At 47.0% G+C, this 16,721-nt stretch carries 19 protein-coding genes; 9 read left to right on the forward strand and 10 right to left on the reverse strand.

The genetic code is table 11. The features are described from left to right. Nucleotides 1-158 precede the first annotated feature (158 nt). Together ACLIIY_RS18840 and ACLIIY_RS18845 are read right to left on the reverse strand one after the other, a co-directional pair. Entirely contained in the window at nt 159-2,606 is a 2,448-nt protein-coding gene (locus ACLIIY_RS18840; RefSeq protein WP_434529104.1) for a molybdopterin guanine dinucleotide-containing S/N-oxide reductase, read from the reverse strand. Between the two features lie 23 nt (nt 2,607-2,629). Further along, nucleotides 2,630-3,724, reverse strand: a complete 1,095-nt coding sequence (locus ACLIIY_RS18845) for a NapC/NirT family cytochrome c (protein WP_009706835.1) — start codon at nt 3,722-3,724, stop codon at nt 2,630-2,632. Nucleotides 3,725-3,955: 231 nt separating this feature from the next. On the opposite strand from ACLIIY_RS18845, the gene ACLIIY_RS18850 reads away from it, so the two are divergent. The 6 genes from ACLIIY_RS18850 to ACLIIY_RS18875 all read left to right on the forward strand — a co-directional run bounded on the left by ACLIIY_RS18850 (nt 3,956) and on the right by ACLIIY_RS18875 (nt 7,415). After that, entirely contained in the window at nt 3,956-4,507 is a 552-nt protein-coding gene (locus ACLIIY_RS18850) for a GNAT family N-acetyltransferase (protein WP_434529105.1), read from the forward strand. Between the two features lie 28 nt (nt 4,508-4,535). Beyond that, the gene (locus ACLIIY_RS18855; protein WP_054822563.1) at nt 4,536-5,267 is read left to right on the forward strand and encodes an SDR family oxidoreductase; all 732 of its coding nucleotides are present in this window, start codon (nt 4,536-4,538) and stop codon (nt 5,265-5,267) included. 9 nt (nt 5,268-5,276) lie between these two features. After that, a complete protein-coding gene (locus ACLIIY_RS18860) occupies nt 5,277-5,741 on the forward strand; it encodes a GNAT family N-acetyltransferase (protein WP_434529106.1) in 465 nt (154 codons plus the stop codon). Nucleotides 5,742-5,859: 118 nt separating this feature from the next. Further along, nucleotides 5,860-6,330 (forward strand): HAD family hydrolase, encoded by a 471-nt coding sequence (locus ACLIIY_RS18865; RefSeq protein WP_434529107.1) that lies wholly within the window; start codon nt 5,860-5,862, stop codon nt 6,328-6,330. Nucleotides 6,331-6,390: 60 nt separating this feature from the next. Further along, nucleotides 6,391-6,891, forward strand: a complete 501-nt coding sequence (locus ACLIIY_RS18870; RefSeq protein WP_061010940.1) for a GNAT family N-acetyltransferase — start codon at nt 6,391-6,393, stop codon at nt 6,889-6,891. A gap of 74 nt (nt 6,892-6,965) precedes the next feature. Then, a complete protein-coding gene (locus tag ACLIIY_RS18875; protein ID WP_434529108.1) occupies nt 6,966-7,415 on the forward strand; it encodes a GNAT family N-acetyltransferase in 450 nt (149 codons plus the stop codon). A 14-nt stretch (nt 7,416-7,429) separates the two neighbouring features. Here the strand turns inward: ACLIIY_RS18875 and ACLIIY_RS18880 are convergent, their stop codons facing one another. Both ACLIIY_RS18880 and ACLIIY_RS18885 read right to left on the reverse strand, forming a co-directional pair. Further along, on the reverse strand, nt 7,430-8,089 hold the full coding sequence (locus tag ACLIIY_RS18880; RefSeq protein WP_434529109.1) for a hypothetical protein: 660 nt from the start codon (nt 8,087-8,089) through the stop codon (nt 7,430-7,432). A 68-nt stretch (nt 8,090-8,157) separates the two neighbouring features. Next, nucleotides 8,158-8,601: a c-type cytochrome gene (locus tag ACLIIY_RS18885; protein ID WP_434529110.1), complete on the reverse strand. Its 444-nt coding sequence runs from the start codon at nt 8,599-8,601 to the stop codon at nt 8,158-8,160. A 132-nt stretch (nt 8,602-8,733) separates the two neighbouring features. Between ACLIIY_RS18885 and ACLIIY_RS18890 the strand changes: the two genes are divergently transcribed. After that, entirely contained in the window at nt 8,734-9,375 is a 642-nt protein-coding gene (locus ACLIIY_RS18890) for a cytochrome b/b6 domain-containing protein (protein WP_434529111.1), read from the forward strand. Between the two features lie 10 nt (nt 9,376-9,385). Next, nucleotides 9,386-9,814, forward strand: coding sequence for a MarR family winged helix-turn-helix transcriptional regulator (locus ACLIIY_RS18895; protein WP_005435347.1), 429 nt, complete (start codon nt 9,386-9,388; stop codon nt 9,812-9,814). A gap of 96 nt (nt 9,815-9,910) precedes the next feature. Here the strand turns inward: ACLIIY_RS18895 and ACLIIY_RS18900 are convergent, their stop codons facing one another. From ACLIIY_RS18900 to ACLIIY_RS18915, 4 genes are all read right to left on the reverse strand, one after another. Further along, on the reverse strand, nt 9,911-10,438 hold the full coding sequence (locus ACLIIY_RS18900) for a hypothetical protein (protein ID WP_434529112.1): 528 nt from the start codon (nt 10,436-10,438) through the stop codon (nt 9,911-9,913). A gap of 278 nt (nt 10,439-10,716) precedes the next feature. Further along, nucleotides 10,717-11,088 carry a c-type cytochrome gene (locus tag ACLIIY_RS18905; RefSeq protein WP_199453420.1) on the reverse strand — a complete coding sequence of 124 codons (372 nt, stop codon included), beginning with the start codon at nt 11,086-11,088 and terminating at the stop codon, nt 10,717-10,719. A 67-nt stretch (nt 11,089-11,155) separates the two neighbouring features. Further along, nucleotides 11,156-11,443: a hypothetical protein gene (locus tag ACLIIY_RS18910; protein WP_009706824.1), complete on the reverse strand. Its 288-nt coding sequence runs from the start codon at nt 11,441-11,443 to the stop codon at nt 11,156-11,158. Between the two features lie 62 nt (nt 11,444-11,505). Beyond that, the gene (locus ACLIIY_RS18915; protein WP_434529113.1) at nt 11,506-12,423 is read right to left on the reverse strand and encodes a DMT family transporter; all 918 of its coding nucleotides are present in this window, start codon (nt 12,421-12,423) and stop codon (nt 11,506-11,508) included. Nucleotides 12,424-12,532: 109 nt separating this feature from the next. Between ACLIIY_RS18915 and ACLIIY_RS18920 the strand changes: the two genes are divergently transcribed. Next, nucleotides 12,533-13,969, forward strand: a complete 1,437-nt coding sequence (locus ACLIIY_RS18920) for a PLP-dependent aminotransferase family protein (RefSeq protein WP_434529114.1) — start codon at nt 12,533-12,535, stop codon at nt 13,967-13,969. A 126-nt stretch (nt 13,970-14,095) separates the two neighbouring features. Here the strand turns inward: ACLIIY_RS18920 and ACLIIY_RS18925 are convergent, their stop codons facing one another. Next, complete coding sequence (locus ACLIIY_RS18925) at nt 14,096-15,229, reverse strand: glycerate kinase (protein WP_434529115.1); 1,134 nt, start codon at nt 15,227-15,229, stop codon at nt 14,096-14,098. Nucleotides 15,230-15,376: 147 nt separating this feature from the next. Continuing rightward, nucleotides 15,377-16,507, reverse strand: coding sequence for a sugar diacid recognition domain-containing protein (locus tag ACLIIY_RS18930; protein ID WP_434529116.1), 1,131 nt, complete (start codon nt 16,505-16,507; stop codon nt 15,377-15,379). Nucleotides 16,508-16,721 lie beyond the last annotated feature (214 nt).

Genomic DNA, 16,721 nt, shown 5'->3' on the forward strand with positions numbered 1-16,721 from the left:
TTAATTGCCCAGACTGCAACTCAGTTTATTAGCGGAAATTAGATGGCTTATTGTTTGATTTTGTCTTAATAAGACTCTGTTGAAAGTTGAGAAATAAATACAAAGAAGCCAGCGTATAGCTGGCTTCTTTAGTTTTGTATCTCAGGTTCTGACTGAGCTTAACCGTTCTTAGGCGGTGTGAATGCTGTTAGCTCTAGCACTGGGCCTTCGTACTTCTCGATACGAACCAATGCAGAGTTCGCCGCACAACCGTTCGCAAGGCGAGAGGTTGGAATATCGAGCGTTAGAACGTTACAACCACCGTTTTTACAGGTGCCTGTTTTCGGGTCTAGATCTGGCCAGCCACCTTCGTGGATACATACTGAGCCTTGCTTGATGCCATCGGTAACCAATGCACCAACCAGAACTTGACCACGGCCGTTGAAGGCACGAACAAGATCGCCGGTCTTAATACCACGCGCTTTTGCGTCTTCTGGGTGGATAGAAATCGGCTCACGGTCAGCAATCGCGTACTCTTCACGAATCTTCGCGTAGTTGAACTGGCTGTGTAGACGATGCGCCGCGTGCGCTGTCATTAGCTGAAGTTCACCATCCGTTGCATTACCCGTGTACTCTGTTGGCTCCATCCATGTTGGGTGTGGAGGACAGTCTTCTAGCTGGTAACCTTCAATCGTCTTAGAGAAGATCTCGAACTTACCACTTGGCGTACCTAGTGGGCTCATAATTGGGTTTTCACGGAATTCAGCGTAACGAACGAACTGCGCGTTCTTCTCGTTCCACTTCATTTCGATCAACTGGTTATCTTCCCAGAACTTGCTGAAGTTTGGCATTGCGATGCGTTGGCCACGACCGCCTTGCTGAGCCGCTTTGTAGAAGCCGTACAACCATTCCATTTCAGTCTTGCCTTCGGTGTAAACATCACGACCACCCGGAGCAAGCAATTCTGCCATGTCCGCGAATACATCGAAGTCGTTACGAGCTTCACCTTGAGGCTCAACCACTTGCTTCATCGGCACTAGGTGTTGGTTACTGTAGTCACCTGTCATGGTCATATCGTTACGCTCGAACGATGTGGTGATAGGTAGAACAATATCCGCGTGCTTCGCTGCCGCTGTCCAGTATGGTTCAGAGATAACGATAAGCTCTGGTTTTTGCCACGCTTTGATAAGACGGTTAGTGTCTTGGTGGTGAGTAAAGTTCGCACCGCCTGCCCACCAAATCATCTTGATCTCAGGGAACGTTAACTCATGACCATTGTGGTGGTAGCTCATGCCTGGGTTTTCTAGTGCTTCAACAATACGTGCCACTGGGAACGCGTTAACAGAACCTGAAACCGCCCAGTCATTACCTGCAGAAGAACCGCCGCCTAGAGACGCAGAAATAGCAGGAAGTACACCCGCATCACGTGAAGGGTTACCGCCGTTTGAGTAGTGGTAAGAGAAACCAAAACCACCACCCGGTAGACCAACTTGACCCAGCATGGTTGCTAGCGTTACCAGCATCCAGTGACGTTGCTCACCGTATTGCTGACGCTGCATACCCCAGCCCGCCATTAGCATTGTGCGGTTTTTGCTGAAGATGTCTGCTAGCAGCTCAAGTTGCTTAACTGGCACGCCACAAATCTTAGATGCCCACTCTGCAGATTTCTCAACGCCGTCTTCTTTACCCATTAGGTAAGCTTCGAATACGTCGTAGCCTGTGGTGTATTTTGCTAGGAATTCTTTGTCGTGCTTACCTTGTTTGACAAGCGTATGCGCGATACCCATCATCATCGCCACGTCCGTCATTGGATGCGGAGCAATCCACTGTGCGTTGTCACCGAAGAACTCGATGGTTTCTGAACGCATTGGATCGATAGCGATAACCGTCTTACCTGACTTCTTAAGCTGATGGAAGAACTCAAGGCCCGCACAGTCTGTTGAGCTCCAAGCGATTTTCAGTGTGTTGATTGGGTTAAGACCCCAAAGCACCACAACGTCACTGTGCTCAAGAACCACAGGGTAAGTCGTTTGCTGTTCGTAAACTTCAATAGAACCTACCACGTGCGGCATGATCACCTGTGCAGCACCTGTAGAGTAGTCACCAAGGTGACCTGAGTAACCGCCCGCCATGCTCATGTAACGTTGTAGAAGCGTTTGTGCTTTGTGCAACACACCACTTGAACGCCAACCGTAAGACCCAGCAAACACAGATTCAGCACCGTGCTCTTTACGAATGCGCATGTGTTGTTCGTGAATCAGTTTGTAAACTTCATCCCAAGACACGCGAACGAATTCATCACTACCACGCACGCCTTCTGGCGCAGATGGGTTTGCCAAGTAGCCTTTACGTACCATTGGGTACTTAACACGAGCTTTAGTATGAACTTGGTCAGGGCCCGTAGTTTGAAGACTGTTTGGTACCGTTTGTGGCAATGCGTTTGTGGTTGAAACCAGCTTACCGTCTTTTACTTCACACAGCATTGGGCCCATGCGACCCGCTGTAAGTACACCTGAACCACGCTTATCAGACGCTAGCGCGCTCATTGGCGTCAATGAAGTGAAAGCCAGAGCACCAGCAGTTAGACCAGTGCCTTTTAGAAATCCGCGACGAGTTAAATTAGTCATAATCTTATCCTTCTATTTCTCTATTAGTGACCAACCACATCTTTCGCGTGGTGCTGGAAGAACTTAGTCAAAATTTCTAGGTTTTCTGCTGAAATATCAGTGCGATCACCCATACTCTTCGCTACAGGACCCCATGCGTTCACAGTAAAGTGATTTGAAGGAATTTTCGCGTGACAAGTTGCACAGTAAACGTTGTCCAACTCTTCTGCGTATGACCAAACCGGCTCTAGCGTATCAACCACTGGAGAATCGATCGTTGCCGTTAGAGAAACAGGACGCCACTCGTTGCCGTATACGTCTGCTTTGAACTCGCCAGCTTCAACTGCTTGTTGGCCTTGTTCAGATAGTGTTGCAACAATCGCGCGTTGACCTTCACCCATGTAAAGCACTTGCTCTGCGCCTTTCATTTGGAATGCATTGATCTTCACCGTACGGTTGTCACCTTCCGCTTTCACAACGTTCAGTTTGGTTGTTGGGTTCACTGTACCAAAATCACCCATGCTGATAGATGTCACTGGGTAAACCACTTTCGCGTCTGCTGCTGTCTTGGTTGTGAAGCTCATCAGTGTTTCAAACGCTTTGCTATCAAGCTCCGCTTCTGGAGCGAAGTGCGCTACGCCTTTATGACAGTCGATACACGTTTGGTCATTCGCTTTGCCGTATGCGTGCATCTTCGCCGCATCACGTGATTGCTCGAACTCTTCCATTGCATCGAAGTCGTGACAAGAACGACAGGTTGCCGAATCGTTTTCACGGAACTGCTCCCAAACCATCTCTGCAAGTTCAGTACGGTGTGCTTCGTACTTCTCTGGCGTGTCGATCTTACCCGTTACAAACTCATGGTAGATGTCTTTTGAAGCGCGGATCTTAGTGACTAAGTAATCCATTGGCTCTTTCGGAATGTGACAGTCTGAACATTCTGCGCGAATACCTTTGGCGTTACTGAAGTGCACAGAGCCTTGGTACTCTTTGTAAGGGATTTCCATAGAGTGACAAGAGAGACAGAACTCAGTGTCGGATGTGTAATGCATCACTGCTGCGGTGCCACCTAGAGTTAGCCAGCCCACACCAATACCCACTGCCACCATTGCGGCGATATAACGTTTTTTAATTGACATAATTAGAAATAAATACTCACAAATTCACATGCTTTGTCGCATATTTACCTCTTTAGTAGTATCTGGTAATTGATCTGAGTCATACGTACACCCTAGGTGGTGACTTATTTTTCGTTATTGAGAGACTCCTTGGCATATTCCATTTTTCTTAAAAATCTTTCTTGACCGAACCTATTCGCCATAACGATAGATGTTGTTTATCAAAGCACTTTTGATATGTTTGTGTGAGGTATGAAAACTCGATCACATGGAGGCGATTCAAACGTGTTATCTCTACCCATTTCCACTCCAAGAACTGAGCTTAAACCACTAACGAAAAGTGATTGGGAGCTGTATCGCCGCTTGAGTAGCGAACCACAAATAATCGCGCTTTGTTTTGACCCGCCGACCGATGAGGAAATGCGCCAAAAGTTCGAATCGCGGTTACCTGCATGGACACCGCAAAGCGAGCATTGGTTATGTTTGGTGATTTATGAAAAACAAAGCACACGACCAATCGGCATCACTGGCTTTGTGTTGCAAGATGGTATTGCTGAAGTCGGGTATTTGTTACTGCCAGAATTTTATGGCCAACAGTTTGGTACGGAATCCCTTACCGGTGTGATTGAGTGGGCGTTTGAGCAGCACAAGATTTCTCAGTTTTCCGCCACGGTCACAGAGGGCAATATTGGCTCTGAACGAGTGCTGGAAAAATGTGGCTTCAAACTCACCGAGACCATCCCCGAAGCCTATGAAATAGGTGGGAAAAAGTACGCGGATAAGCTCTATTCGTTACAAAAATAATATTCACGACAAACAATAAGGACGTGTTTTGCAGAAAGTAGTCATCATCACAGGCGCAAGCCGAGGCATCGGAGCCGCAACCGCCAAATTACTCGCCAAACAAGGCTATGCCGTATGCGTTAACTATCGCGCGCAAACCAAGGCTGCTGCGCAAGTTGTTCGTGAGATTGAGGAGGTTGGCGGTAAAGCCATCGCCATCAAAGCGGATGTTTCCGATGAGCAGCAGGTACTCTCATTGTTTGAACAAAGCGAACAAGCACTGGGAAAAGTCACCCACCTCGTCAACAACGTGGGCATCTTATTTACCCAGTCTCGTCTTGCGGACATGAGCCTTGAGCGATTCCAAACCGTGATGAACGCTAATGTGACGAGCTGTTTTCTCTGTTGTAGAGAAGCAGCAAAACGATTTGAATCTGGCAATGCAATTGTTAATGTTTCTTCTGCCGCATCTCGCTCTGGTGCCCCGTTTGAGTACGTTGATTACGCCGCCTCGAAAGGCGCAATGGACTCGCTCACCAAGGGATTATCGTTAGAGTTGGCGGAGCAAAACATCCGCGTAAACGGGGTTCGCCCCGGCTGCATTTATACCGATATCCATGCCGATGGCGGTGAGCCGAATCGAGTCGACAGGCTCAGTGAAAAAATCCCTCTTAAGCGAGGAGGCACGGTAGATGAAGTGGCCAATGCCATCGCGTGGCTACTCGGTGATGAAGCATCTTATGTCACAGGTTCGTTTATCGATCTAGCTGGCGGAAATTAAGGAACAGTAATGAAAATCAGATCAGCGACACCCGACGATCTCAATGCGCTCTTTGTATTAAACATGCAAATTAGCGAACTTCACTTTCGTCATGCGCCACACACTTTTGTACCACCTTCTGAAGAAGACAAAACCTTTCTCGCAGATGCGCTGGCCGATGATGCTCGATTGGTGCTTATTGCAGAAGAAGGTCAACAAGCACTTGGCTTTATCACTGCGACCATTACCCAAAATGAAACCATCAGCTTTTTAATCAAAGACCCAATTTGCCGCATTGGCACCATCGTTGTCGATGAAAATCAGAAGTCAAAAGGCGTTGGTCGAGCCTTGATGACGGCTGTTGAGCAGTGGGCACGCGAGTCAGGTGCAACTCAAGTCCGCTTGGAAGTCATGGAGTTTAACCACAACGCGCAGCAGTTTTACGACAAACTGGGCTTTGTTCCTAACTCCCGTCTTATGATGAAATGTTTGTAACGATCACGGCATTTAAGCGAATTTCAGCGTTAAAGCTAACGTGAATCGCATTTATCTTTCACGCTTTCCTCCCCTTTTCGAAAAGACGATATGATGTACGAATAAAGGAGATTCGAACATGATTTATCTTTTCGATTGGGGAAACACCTTGATGGTCGATTTTCCTCACGCACAAGGAAAAATGTGCGATTGGGAACACGTTGAAACCGTTCCTCAAGCCAAAGAGACTCTGGCTCAACTCACACAAGATCACCAAGTTTATATCGCGACTAGCGCATCAGATTCCGCGATGGAAGATGTGCAAAAAGCCTTTCAACGAGTCGGGCTCGACCAATACCTTTCTGGCTACTTTTGCTTTGCAAACCTTGGTATTGCCAAGAATCAGCCTGATTTTTATCTTACGGTCGCAAAACAATTGGGCATTGAGCCGAGCCAACTCACCATGGTTGGCGACTTACCAGAAAAAGACATTTACCCAGCAATGGACGCAGGGTTAAACGTCGTTTGGTTCAATCCTCATGACCTCCCTGCGCCAAGCAACCCCATCCCAAATCAAATACGTTGTTTGTCCGAGTTGCTAAGCACCTGACCGACATACGCACAAATACAGTTGAGCCACTAAACTTTATGCACCAATCAAGGAAGATGAATGCAGATTAGACCGATTACCGTAAACGACATTGACCACTTTATTTCGCTCTGGAATCGCGTTTATGAGGAAGGAGAATACTTACGCTCGCCAGCGCCAGACAAAGCGATGCTGAGTGAGGTAATCACTCGTGTAGAAAAAGAATCCATTCCCCAATTTGTGGCCTTCGATGGAAAACGCCTAGTTGGCAGCATCGAAATCTTCCCAGCCGAAATGTGTGGCTACGAAGGAGGTGAGTTCGCTAGAACGGGCATTCTCGGCATTCATATTGACCGCCACTACCGAAACCAAGGGTTAGGAAAGAAGTTACTCACCACCGCCATTCATAGCGGTTGGCAATATGGCTATGACACTATTGCGTTGAATGTTTACAAAACCAACCACCCTGCGATTGCTTTATATGAGAAGTTTGGCTTCGAGCATTGTGGCGAGTTAGGTGAAGTGCTATTGCCTAACGGCAAATATCTGATGAGTCAGAAAATGGTCTTAAAGCATCCGTAAGTTGATTCTAGTAGCAAGACCACATTGCCTTTGCGATATACTGACCGGAACCCAATATTTACCGCGTGCTTGTGATGATTGAATATAAACCCTTATCGCCAAATCAAATTCCGATGGCTTTGCTATTAGAAGCCGATCCAGACCAAGACAATGTTAATCGCTATCTTGCTAATTCATTGAGCTTTGTTGCGCTGGAAGAGGGCCAGATCGTCGGAGCATGCGTGGTGCTGCCGCTTTCAGAAACGCAGGCTGAAATCATGAACGTCTCAGTGGCACCTACGCATCAACAACGCGGTATTGGCTCAGATCTATTGCGATTTGCCATTGAAGAGTTAAAAGGCCAATCTTTTCAAAAGTTGATATTAGGAACGGGGACATTTGGTTATCAACTGACTTACTATCAACGCTTGGGTTTCAGGGTAGAGAGCGTGGATAAAGATCACTTCTTACTCCACTACCCAGAACCAATTTGGGAGAACGGTATCCAGCACAAAGACATGCTGCGTCTGTATCTAGACCTTTAAACCTAAAGGCTTAGTTAGCTTTTCATATCTAGCTTTTTACCCAAGTATTCAATTTCAAAAGTCGCATACCCAAGCTGTACCGCTTCAAAAGAGTACATCAGGTTTTGCGCCTGCTGGGCATCTTTCGCCATTACGGCGACGGAGTAAATCGGACGCTCAACACCATTGTCCAACACTTGGGTATTGATGTAAGACGAGGTGACTAAGCCAGAGTTGTTCAAGCTGATCACTCGCTGCAGATCGACACCCAATACACGGTCCATTTCTAACGCCTCAATGCCCTCTTTCCAACGCAACGTCACACTGTAGTTATCACTTTCTGGCGTGTTGTCTAACCATTTGGCGCCTAGTGGTTGAATGCTCGCGATCTTCACCAAATCTTGCTGGTACATGGGTAAGTCCTGCAATTTAGTGGCAACTTCCGCCTCGTTATCAGCCGACAACACGAAACGCAAAATCTGTACTGGTTTACCATCGATACTGCTTGGTAAAACAAACATGTCTTTCACATCACCTTGTTGGATCAGTTGGCTAAAGGCCACTTTCTGTTCTGGCAATGTTTTGAGAACCTGTTCCGAATCATTTGTGTTCCAAGCCAGTTCCACGCCGTAATCAGCAGCAAAGCTAGAGAAAGAAGCCACAGTCAGCGTGCTTAATAGAATGAGTTTTTTCATAAGGTTACCTTTCACTTAACGATTTTCTTTTTTGCTTCAATATAAATTCAATGTTGTGGATCGCTTGATTACCAACGACTGCGGTATGCGCGATGACAGCTTCGGCAAGTGCTCTGAGCCTGCTTAAGTCCTGCCTCAGCCGATGAAACTTGTTGGTTCTGCGCAGCTTGATACAACTGTGCAAACCCTTCGTCCATTTGAAGCATCAAGCGATTGAAGTTATCTGGTTTGCTCCACACTTCTTTCTTCGCTTTGCTATCAACTTGGCTTCCCTCAGGAAACGCTTGTTGCAGTTGTGCGCTGTGGCGAGTGAGCTCAATACCAATCTGCTCTAGCGTGTGCCAATCGGTATTGCTGCCTTTCAATGTTTTATCGGCTTGCTTCGACAGGGACTCTATTTGCTCAAATGCATTCTGACGCGTTTCGATTTGAGCGCTGAAATCTTGGGCAAACACTGTTGTTGATACAAAGATGGTCGGTAAAAGTGCAATCAGTGCCAATGTCTTTTTCATTTCGTTCTCCTGGTTTTTCGTTATTGCTGTGTGGTTGCAAATAAATTTACATAACAACCATTGCGTACGCAACTATTGTTGTGTAAATTAACGTAAAGAAGATCATCACACCGAGAAAAGATCGAGGTAATTATGAAAATTTGGGATTTGGCAACACGACTTTATCACTGGGCTCAAGCCTTACTGTTTATAGCCTTGATGGCATCTGGATTGTCTGGCAATGGGCCCCATGTTCAATTGGGGTTAGCGTTATTCACTTTGTTGTTATGGCGATTGACTTGGGGAGTTATCGGCAGCGAAACCAGTTTGTTTCGACAGTTTCTCCGCTCGCCTAAAGGTGTCATTACTTACTTAAGAGGTAAATCGGCGGCGACTGTGGGTCATAATCCTGCAGGCGGCTGGATGGTGGCGGCGCTGCTGACGACATTGCTGCTTCAATGCATCTCGGGAATGGCGCTTGGCGGCTTATTCGATACATGGCCGTATTCCGATGTTTGGCTTAACGACAACGTGTTTGCAGGGCTTGAGTGGTTACACCTGACCTTGGCCGGTCTTTTGCCTTTACTGATCGCCTTACATGTTGGTGCGATCCTTTTCTATAAACTAAGAGGTAAACCCTTGTTGAAAGCGATGATCACAGGTAAACAAACCCAAATGAACAAGCAAGCGCTCATCACGGAACAGAAAATTGTCTATCTCGCGCCGCAAAGCCGTGCTTTAGGGGTGCTAGTTGCTGCAACATTGGTTACCATGGCAATCGTTGCTTTATCATAAGAGTAAGAAAATGAGCGAACAGTTTGACAGACAAGACAGCTTTGGCTGGATGATCAATGTCGTTGCACACGATGCAGCGAAGCGATTTGAAGCCGAGCTCAAAAAGCACGGACTTACCGTTGCACTTTGGCCGACCATGATGTGTTTGTGGGAAGAAGAAGGCGTGACGCAGCGCGATATCGCAGCGAAATCTAAGGTAGAAAACTCAACCACGACTCGTACCTTAGACAAGTTGGAGAAGTTAGGTTTGGTAGAGCGCCATCCCGATCCAAACAGCCGCCGCTCGTTCCGTATTTATCTAACGGAAGAGGGACGAAGCCTCAAAGAAACCTTGGTGCCAATTCCACTGGCTGTTAATAAAGAGCTGATGAGCCCGCTAGAGCCAGCAGAACAAAAAGAGATGCTTCGCTTGCTAAAAAAGTTGGTCGCAGAGATTTAGCGCTTCGCTAAGTTTTTCCAACTTAAGAATAAACAAAGCCCCAAGTTCTGCACTTTGGGCTTTGTACTTTTCTGCTCGCGTCAGTTTACTTGATGTCTAGCAACCTTCTGTAACATGCCCTCTAACCACCGAGCGCGTCGACGCTTGATTAACGTAATAGAAATAGCACGCTTCACTTTCCAAGGTGTAACCTTGCGGCCAAATATACACCACACGATCTAAACCAGAATGATCAGCGAACTGATACTCAGGAATCGCAACAAAATAAGCACTGTTTGGGAACTGATTCCCCATAATGCAAAAGTCGCTGCCTTTACACGGCTTATCAATCGGTGAGTTGCCTTTGGCAGGCAAACCAATCTCTAACAATGCTCGTATGCTATTTGCACTGGCTTCTGGCATCCCACTGAGCATGTTCACTTGATGATCAATGTACGTCATTTGTCTGCGCTCCTGCGCATCATCAATCATCACTTTGGCATGGAAGAACTTAAGAGACGTCCCCAGAGAAGACTGCGAACTGTGCAGCATAGAGACATAAGCTTGACGGTTAATATCGAGCAGAATTGGCAAGGCAGCGAGAGCGATGGAACCCAAGGTTGCTAAGACGATGGTGATTTCCATCAACGTAAATCCTTTTGTTTTCACTTTCGACTCTCAGCATACAAACAGATGATAGGGGTTCGCTCCCACATCCATGTGAGAACCGAGCCAATATATCGCTGAAATTACGCAGAGAAACGCGCAAATGATAAGAAAAAACGAGGGAATCGAGAACTTGAGAGTGACCGCCAAATTACCTTGAAACAAGCGGCTAAAGTAACGTAGAAATTCGACTGAATTCAAAACCTTGAAGCACACCAAAAGCCAATAAGTGCCTGTTTCTAAAATAAGAATCCAGCTCAGTTAATACTTTTTATGTATTCAAAAATGTCATTTACTTGCTTTTCACTCAGCACAGATTTAAATGGTGGCATTGCACCGCTTTGACCATTCTCCCCTTCCAATACCGTCCCTATCAACTCCACTTTTGTTCCAAATGGATTGGTCAGTTCATCAAAAATATTGTCGGGGTTGATGTTCGTCGCCTTGGCCACCAATCCATCACCATGCCCTTTGTCGCCATGACAAGAGACACAGTAAGATTCAAAATGCTGCTGACCCGAAGCAAGATCCGCTTCGCCATATTGGTTATCAGTGAACCATTTGTAACCCGCAAAACCAGAACTGGAAGCCAGTAATAACAAAACAGCAGAGAAAAAGAATTTGCGCATGAGAGCCCCTTGTCTTCGTTTAATCAATGAAGACAAGGTAACGAGGGGGATGTCGAAAAAGTGTTGATTAGGCGTTGAGCAACGGCACGTTATTGCGGATTAAACCTCGGCGTACGCTGGTGCACATTTTGCCAAATCGGCGGATTTCATCAAACTGAGGCGTGATACCGCGATCCATTGCAGATTCCCAATAGCTCAGTTCAGAATCGACCATTTCCAACAGTTTTTTAGGGCAACCAATACATTTACCCTCAGGACCACAAACAAAGGTCTCCGATTCATAAATCGGCAATTCTGCTTTCACTTGTTCAATGATATTGCGCATCGCGCTCATTCGATCTGGCTTGACGGTCATCATCCGACTCCACAAAGATTTAAGGAGCCGGATTGTACTCTCTGGCACGCAAATGTCCCTACCTAATTTAGGTATATTTTACGTTTCTGCTTTGCAACCTTTGATTTAAACATTGGTAGCTCAGGCTTTTTCACCACTAAGTAGACCGCCGTCGCCGCTAATACAAAGCCAATAATGCCCATCCAATCAAACGACTCACCGAAGGCAAACCAAGCTTGAAGCGCCGTGGTCGGAGGCACAAGGTAGAACACAGAAGCAACACTCGATGCCGCACCATTTTTCACCATGTACAGCAACAACAGAATCGCCACACAAGACAGCACGACCACAAGCCAGATTAAAGTAAGAATGAATTCCGTCGTCCATTGCACCTGCATGGTTTCAAACTGCATCGCGAGTGGCAGGAACATGGCCAATGCCGCTAAATACTGCACGGTCGCGCCGCCTACCATATCCACTTGTTGGCAATATTTCTTTTGATACAAAGTGCCAAGCGTAATACCAAATAACGACGACAAGCAAACGCCAATCGCTAAGGTTTTGTGCAGATCGGATTGCCACTCCATCTTACCCATGAGCACCATAGCAATACCGACAAAACCTAATGAAAGACCAATCCACTGTGATGGTTTGAACTGCTCAGAAGCGAACGCCACCAGCAATACGGCCGTCAAAATAGGTTGTATTCCGACGAGTAGCGAACTTAAGCCCGCCGGCATTCCCAAACTGATGGCGAAGTACGTTCCACCAAGGTAAAAGCCGTGAATCAATATCCCGACAACGCAGCTGTGCCAAAAACCTTTTCCCGTTGGAATGCGACGACGCAGAAAAGCCACAATCACCAAAAACAACAGGACATTGAACGCCATGCGAATCGACAACAAGGTCGCAGGCTCGGCGTATTGCAAACCAAATCGCGCACCAACAAACCCAGAAGCCCAAAGGATCACGAACACAAAAGGAATGGCTCTGATTAACATGATTCGCCCTCACTCTACTTACTTTTAAATCTTGAATGTTTTTAATCTCGAATGTTGCTAATGTAGTTAGGTACAGTGTTTTCAAAAAGTGACAGATGGAAGTGTTTTTATGGGTACAGGTTTAGCAAGTACACTTGATGCCAATAAGTATTTGATCGTCGAGAAGCATCTCAAACAAGCGATCAGCAATGGGGTTTATCAGCCAAACGACAAGTTGCCTTCCATCCGTCAATTGAGCACTGAACTCAAGGTCAGCAAGAACACGGTGATCCGCGCTTATCAGGAACTAGAAGCACAAAGCATGGTTTATTCGGTGCCAAAATCTGGTTATCGAGTAAAGCCCACCGAGCGACATGAAGCCAAGATCGCTAAGCCTACGCGCGTGGACTTGCTCTCGGTGTGCAAACAAATCCTCACTCACCCCGAGTATCAAGAGCTGCTTCCTACTGGCTCAGCACACCCAAATATTGACGCGCCAGCCATCAAAAGCCTGTATGCCGAGATTGGCCGCCAGAGTCGCCAACAAAGCCATATCTCCAGCCATTACCAACTGCCACCGGGAGATGACTTGTTGGTCAAACAGCTAGCAAAGATCACCCAAGATCTGGGAACGCCGGCAAACGTGGATGATCTTTTGGTTACCCATGGTGCACAGCAAGCGATCAGTCTTGCCCTTAGAGCAACAACACAGACTGGAGATATTGTGGCGGTAGAATCGCCCTGCTATTTCGGCAACTTGTTGATGCTCGAATCTCTCGGTTTACAAGTGGTCGAGATCCCTAGTTGCCCTCGTGATGGTATGGATCCAGACGCGCTAGAAAAGGCCATGGCAACGTGGGAGATCAAAGTCATTATTGTCACGCCAAACTTCACCAACCCAACAGGCTCAATGATGCCCCTTGAAAGGCGAGAGCGGCTGCTTAAGGTTTCTGGAGATATTCCAATCATTGAAGATGATGTATTTGGCGCGTTGAGTTACGACGAACCCTTGCCAAGCTTGCGCAAATTGGACGAGAAACAACGGGTGATTTACGTCAACTCCTTATCGAAAACGCTCGATTCACGCCTTCGTATTGGTTGGATGTTGGCGGGACGTTATCGCGCTCAAGTCGAGCAATATCTGTTATGTGAAAACATGGGCAGTTTGAACTTGATGCAATCAGCGGTGGGCACTTTCCTAACCTCAGGTAAGTACCGAACTCACACTGCGCGTATGTGCCGTGTTTATCAAGCCAACGTAAGACGATATTTGCAGATGCTCAACCAATGCTTGGATGCACACTTTGAACTCAAAAACCGCTACCAAATCAATGCAGTACAAGGGTCATTCTTGCTTTGGTTACGCTTGCCACCCAAAACTGACAGCTATGCGCTTTATCAAGCCTGTAACGAACACAAAATCAGTATTCTGCCCGGCTCGGTATTTGGCACTCAGGGACAGTATCAAAACTGCATTCGTCTCAGCGTCGCGAACTTTGGAGCGGAGAAAAACTGGCTCCCTGCGATGGAAACGCTAGCAACACTGATTGCTCAACACGCTAAATAGTCGCTCCAGACATTTCGTTCCAAGCATTCCGTTCCAAACATTCAGCACCAGAAACAACAAAGCCTCCGCAATTGGGAGGCTTTGATATGAGTTCTCTGAGCTATCTGCTCAACCAAACACAGAGTGTTAGCGAGGTAATTGCCATAATCTGGCTACGTTTTCAGCCAAGTTCGCAAGGTTCACATCTGCCTCTTCCAAAGCTTCTGGCAAGCTCATTGCGCGTGGTACACATACAAATACTGCGTCAATGCCACACTCGTAGACTGCTTGGAAGTTATCACCTGTGCAACCTGCTAGAGCGATGACAGGCAAACCATACTCTTTCGCCACTTTCGCCACACCCATTGGTGTCTTGCCATGCACGGTTTGGTGATCAATACGGCCTTCGCCAGTAAAGACAATATCAGCGTCAGCTACATGCTCTGCGAGCTTTACGGTTTCTAATACAATCTCAATCCCAGGCTTCAGTCGTGCTGGTAGGTATCCAAGTAACGCAGCACCCATACCACCGGCAGCACCTGCGCCTTTTTGAGTCAGCACATGCTTGCCTGTCACTTGCTCTGTCAGTTCACCGTATTTGCTTAGAGCAGAATCTAACAGCTCCACATCCGCCAGCGTTGCGCCCTTTTGTGGGCCAAAAATCGCCGACGCACCTTTCTCGCCACACAATGGGTTGTCCACATCGCATGCTACCAGCACTTCGCAGTCCGCTAAGCGAGCGTCAAGCCCAGACACATCAATGCTGGCTAGCTCAACTAAACCGTCACCGTTAGGAGCGATTGGCTGACCAGCACTGTCCAGAAACTTAACACCCAAAGCCGCCAGCATACCCGTGCCGCCGTCATTGGTTGCGCTGCCACCCAAGCCGATGATCAAACGTTGAATACCGCGATCAAGCGCATTCAAAATTAACTGACCAGTACCAAAGCTGCTGGTGTTTTTCGGGTCACGTTGCTCACTTGGCACAAGGTGCAAACCACTTGCCTCTGCCATCTCGATCACTGCGGTTTCACCGTCACCTAGAATGCCATAAAACGCCTCGACATCATTGCCAAGTGGGCCTTTTACGGTCACGAAAACCTGCTCACCTTCAGTCGCATCAATCAAAGATTGAACTGTCCCTTCACCGCCATCAGCAACAGGTACCGTGACGAATTCTGCATCGTGCCAAACACGAGACAAACCGCTCTTGATCGCGTCACTCACTTGTTTGGCGGTCAAGCTCTCTTTAAACGAATCTGGGGCAATCACAACTTTCATTTCATTCTCCTGAAAACAGCACGCTGCGAGCGACAAGTCGCAGGTCATCAATGTGGCCATTCTCACTTAAAAATTTGGCATATTCTTTAGTCAAACATCCAAATAATACTGACTATGCTTGAATTATTTTGTGCATTTGCACAATTATCAATTTAACTTTCTTAACTGGCTTGCGATATACAGCTCGGTCAATCCCGTAAAATCTTGCGTCGAAATGCCCGTCACCTCACTGATTCTATCCAGACGATATCTCAAGGTATTTCTATGAATATACAGAGCCTTAGCACAGTCATTGGCGTTACCATTGGCTTGAAAATACGCCTCTAAGGTTTTTATCAACTGCCCCGATTTGTCTGCCGAAAGCAAAGTAGCCATCGCTTGAGCGAGTTGTTCACCTTGCCAAGAGTCGGCTAAAGGAGCGAGTAACACAGGTAAGCGATATTCAGAAAAGCCCAGCATGGTTTGTTCTGGATGAGAGCGACGACCAACAGCAAGCACCTGCTTGGCACTTTGGTAGGAGAGAGGAAGCTGTTGTGCGCCATCAAAACGTTGCCCAATCGCGAGACGGACATCATCAATTTGATTAGCAGTTAAGCGGCACTGAATGCTCTCCAGCACACTTTGGTCGCTACTCGAAGGAGAACGTAAAGACTTGAGAACGACAATTTCATTCATCGACATGATCGCCACCAACGGCTTATCTTCAGAGCGATACAACACGTCAACAACGCCGCGCACACTGTTCAACCTAACGGGAGCATTCTCTGCTTTAAGCTCGATCACGACAGCTACTCGGGGTGTTGCTAAATCGATGGAAAGGCGCTGCGCCCAATCGTACAGCTCAGAATCACTAAGTTGTTGGTTCAACCATGCTGAAACAAACTCTTCTTGATGGCGTCGATCCCATTGCAATTGCTCCACCAGCGAAGCTTGTTCAATCGTCAGTTCCGCTGTCATCTTCACTAACTGAGCGAACGCTCGGATGTGTTCAGGGTTACCAGTCACACCCACCACGCCAACGACTTCACCTTTAAAGTGCAGCAGCATATTGATGCCCGGTTTCACGCCTTGCAATGATTGGCAACTTTGCTCATCCAACTCTAACGAGTCACCATGATTCAGCGCCAGCACTGCACCATCGTGCTTTTGACCAATACGCTCAGCATCGCCGCTGCCAATAATGGTTCCTGCCGCGTTCATCACATTGATGTTATGACCAATGATCGACATGGTGCGATCGACAATTTGCTGCGCGAGTGTGTGGTCGAGAATCACCATTTCCGTTCCTAAAATCTCCACGATTGAGGCGTCAATAAATCACACTTTGTCTTCTATCGCCATGATATTGAACTGGTATCGACGCCAAAGTGTTATACCGACCAATTAACCTTAAATAAATTATGGCTATTAACCCAAAAAGTCCTTCATCACTGCATATACTTATAACCGAGCCACCCAAGTTTTTATGCTTGGCGCGACTTGAACCGACAAC

The sequence above is a fragment of the Vibrio sp. K4 genome (genome assembly GCF_051122595.1).
In the GTDB taxonomy this organism is placed as follows: domain Bacteria; phylum Pseudomonadota; class Gammaproteobacteria; order Enterobacterales; family Vibrionaceae; genus Vibrio; species Vibrio owensii.

Bases quoted from the DNA above. Each gene is read 5' to 3' on its own strand.
- ACLIIY_RS18840 (WP_434529104.1), bottom strand. From the start codon at position 2,606: ATGACTAATTTAACTCGTCGCGGATTTCTAAAAGGCACTGGTCTAACT.
- ACLIIY_RS18845 (WP_009706835.1), bottom strand. From the start codon at position 3,724: ATGTCAATTAAAAAACGTTATATCGCCGCAATGGTGGCAGTGGGTATT.
- ACLIIY_RS18850 (WP_434529105.1), top strand. From the start codon at position 3,956: ATGAAAACTCGATCACATGGAGGCGATTCAAACGTGTTATCTCTACCC.
- ACLIIY_RS18860 (WP_434529106.1), top strand. From the start codon at position 5,277: ATGAAAATCAGATCAGCGACACCCGACGATCTCAATGCGCTCTTTGTA.
- ACLIIY_RS18865 (WP_434529107.1), top strand. From the start codon at position 5,860: ATGATTTATCTTTTCGATTGGGGAAACACCTTGATGGTCGATTTTCCT.
- ACLIIY_RS18870 (WP_061010940.1), top strand. From the start codon at position 6,391: ATGCAGATTAGACCGATTACCGTAAACGACATTGACCACTTTATTTCG.
- ACLIIY_RS18875 (WP_434529108.1), top strand. From the start codon at position 6,966: ATGATTGAATATAAACCCTTATCGCCAAATCAAATTCCGATGGCTTTG.
- ACLIIY_RS18880 (WP_434529109.1), bottom strand. From the start codon at position 8,089: ATGAAAAAACTCATTCTATTAAGCACGCTGACTGTGGCTTCTTTCTCT.
- ACLIIY_RS18885 (WP_434529110.1), bottom strand. From the start codon at position 8,601: ATGAAAAAGACATTGGCACTGATTGCACTTTTACCGACCATCTTTGTA.
- ACLIIY_RS18890 (WP_434529111.1), top strand. From the start codon at position 8,734: ATGAAAATTTGGGATTTGGCAACACGACTTTATCACTGGGCTCAAGCC.
- ACLIIY_RS18895 (WP_005435347.1), top strand. From the start codon at position 9,386: ATGAGCGAACAGTTTGACAGACAAGACAGCTTTGGCTGGATGATCAAT.
- ACLIIY_RS18900 (WP_434529112.1), bottom strand. From the start codon at position 10,438: ATGGAAATCACCATCGTCTTAGCAACCTTGGGTTCCATCGCTCTCGCT.
- ACLIIY_RS18905 (WP_199453420.1), bottom strand. From the start codon at position 11,088: ATGCGCAAATTCTTTTTCTCTGCTGTTTTGTTATTACTGGCTTCCAGT.
- ACLIIY_RS18910 (WP_009706824.1), bottom strand. From the start codon at position 11,443: ATGACCGTCAAGCCAGATCGAATGAGCGCGATGCGCAATATCATTGAA.
- ACLIIY_RS18915 (WP_434529113.1), bottom strand. From the start codon at position 12,423: ATGTTAATCAGAGCCATTCCTTTTGTGTTCGTGATCCTTTGGGCTTCT.
- ACLIIY_RS18920 (WP_434529114.1), top strand. From the start codon at position 12,533: ATGGGTACAGGTTTAGCAAGTACACTTGATGCCAATAAGTATTTGATC.
- ACLIIY_RS18925 (WP_434529115.1), bottom strand. From the start codon at position 15,229: ATGAAAGTTGTGATTGCCCCAGATTCGTTTAAAGAGAGCTTGACCGCC.
- ACLIIY_RS18930 (WP_434529116.1), bottom strand. From the start codon at position 16,507: ATGGTGATTCTCGACCACACACTCGCGCAGCAAATTGTCGATCGCACC.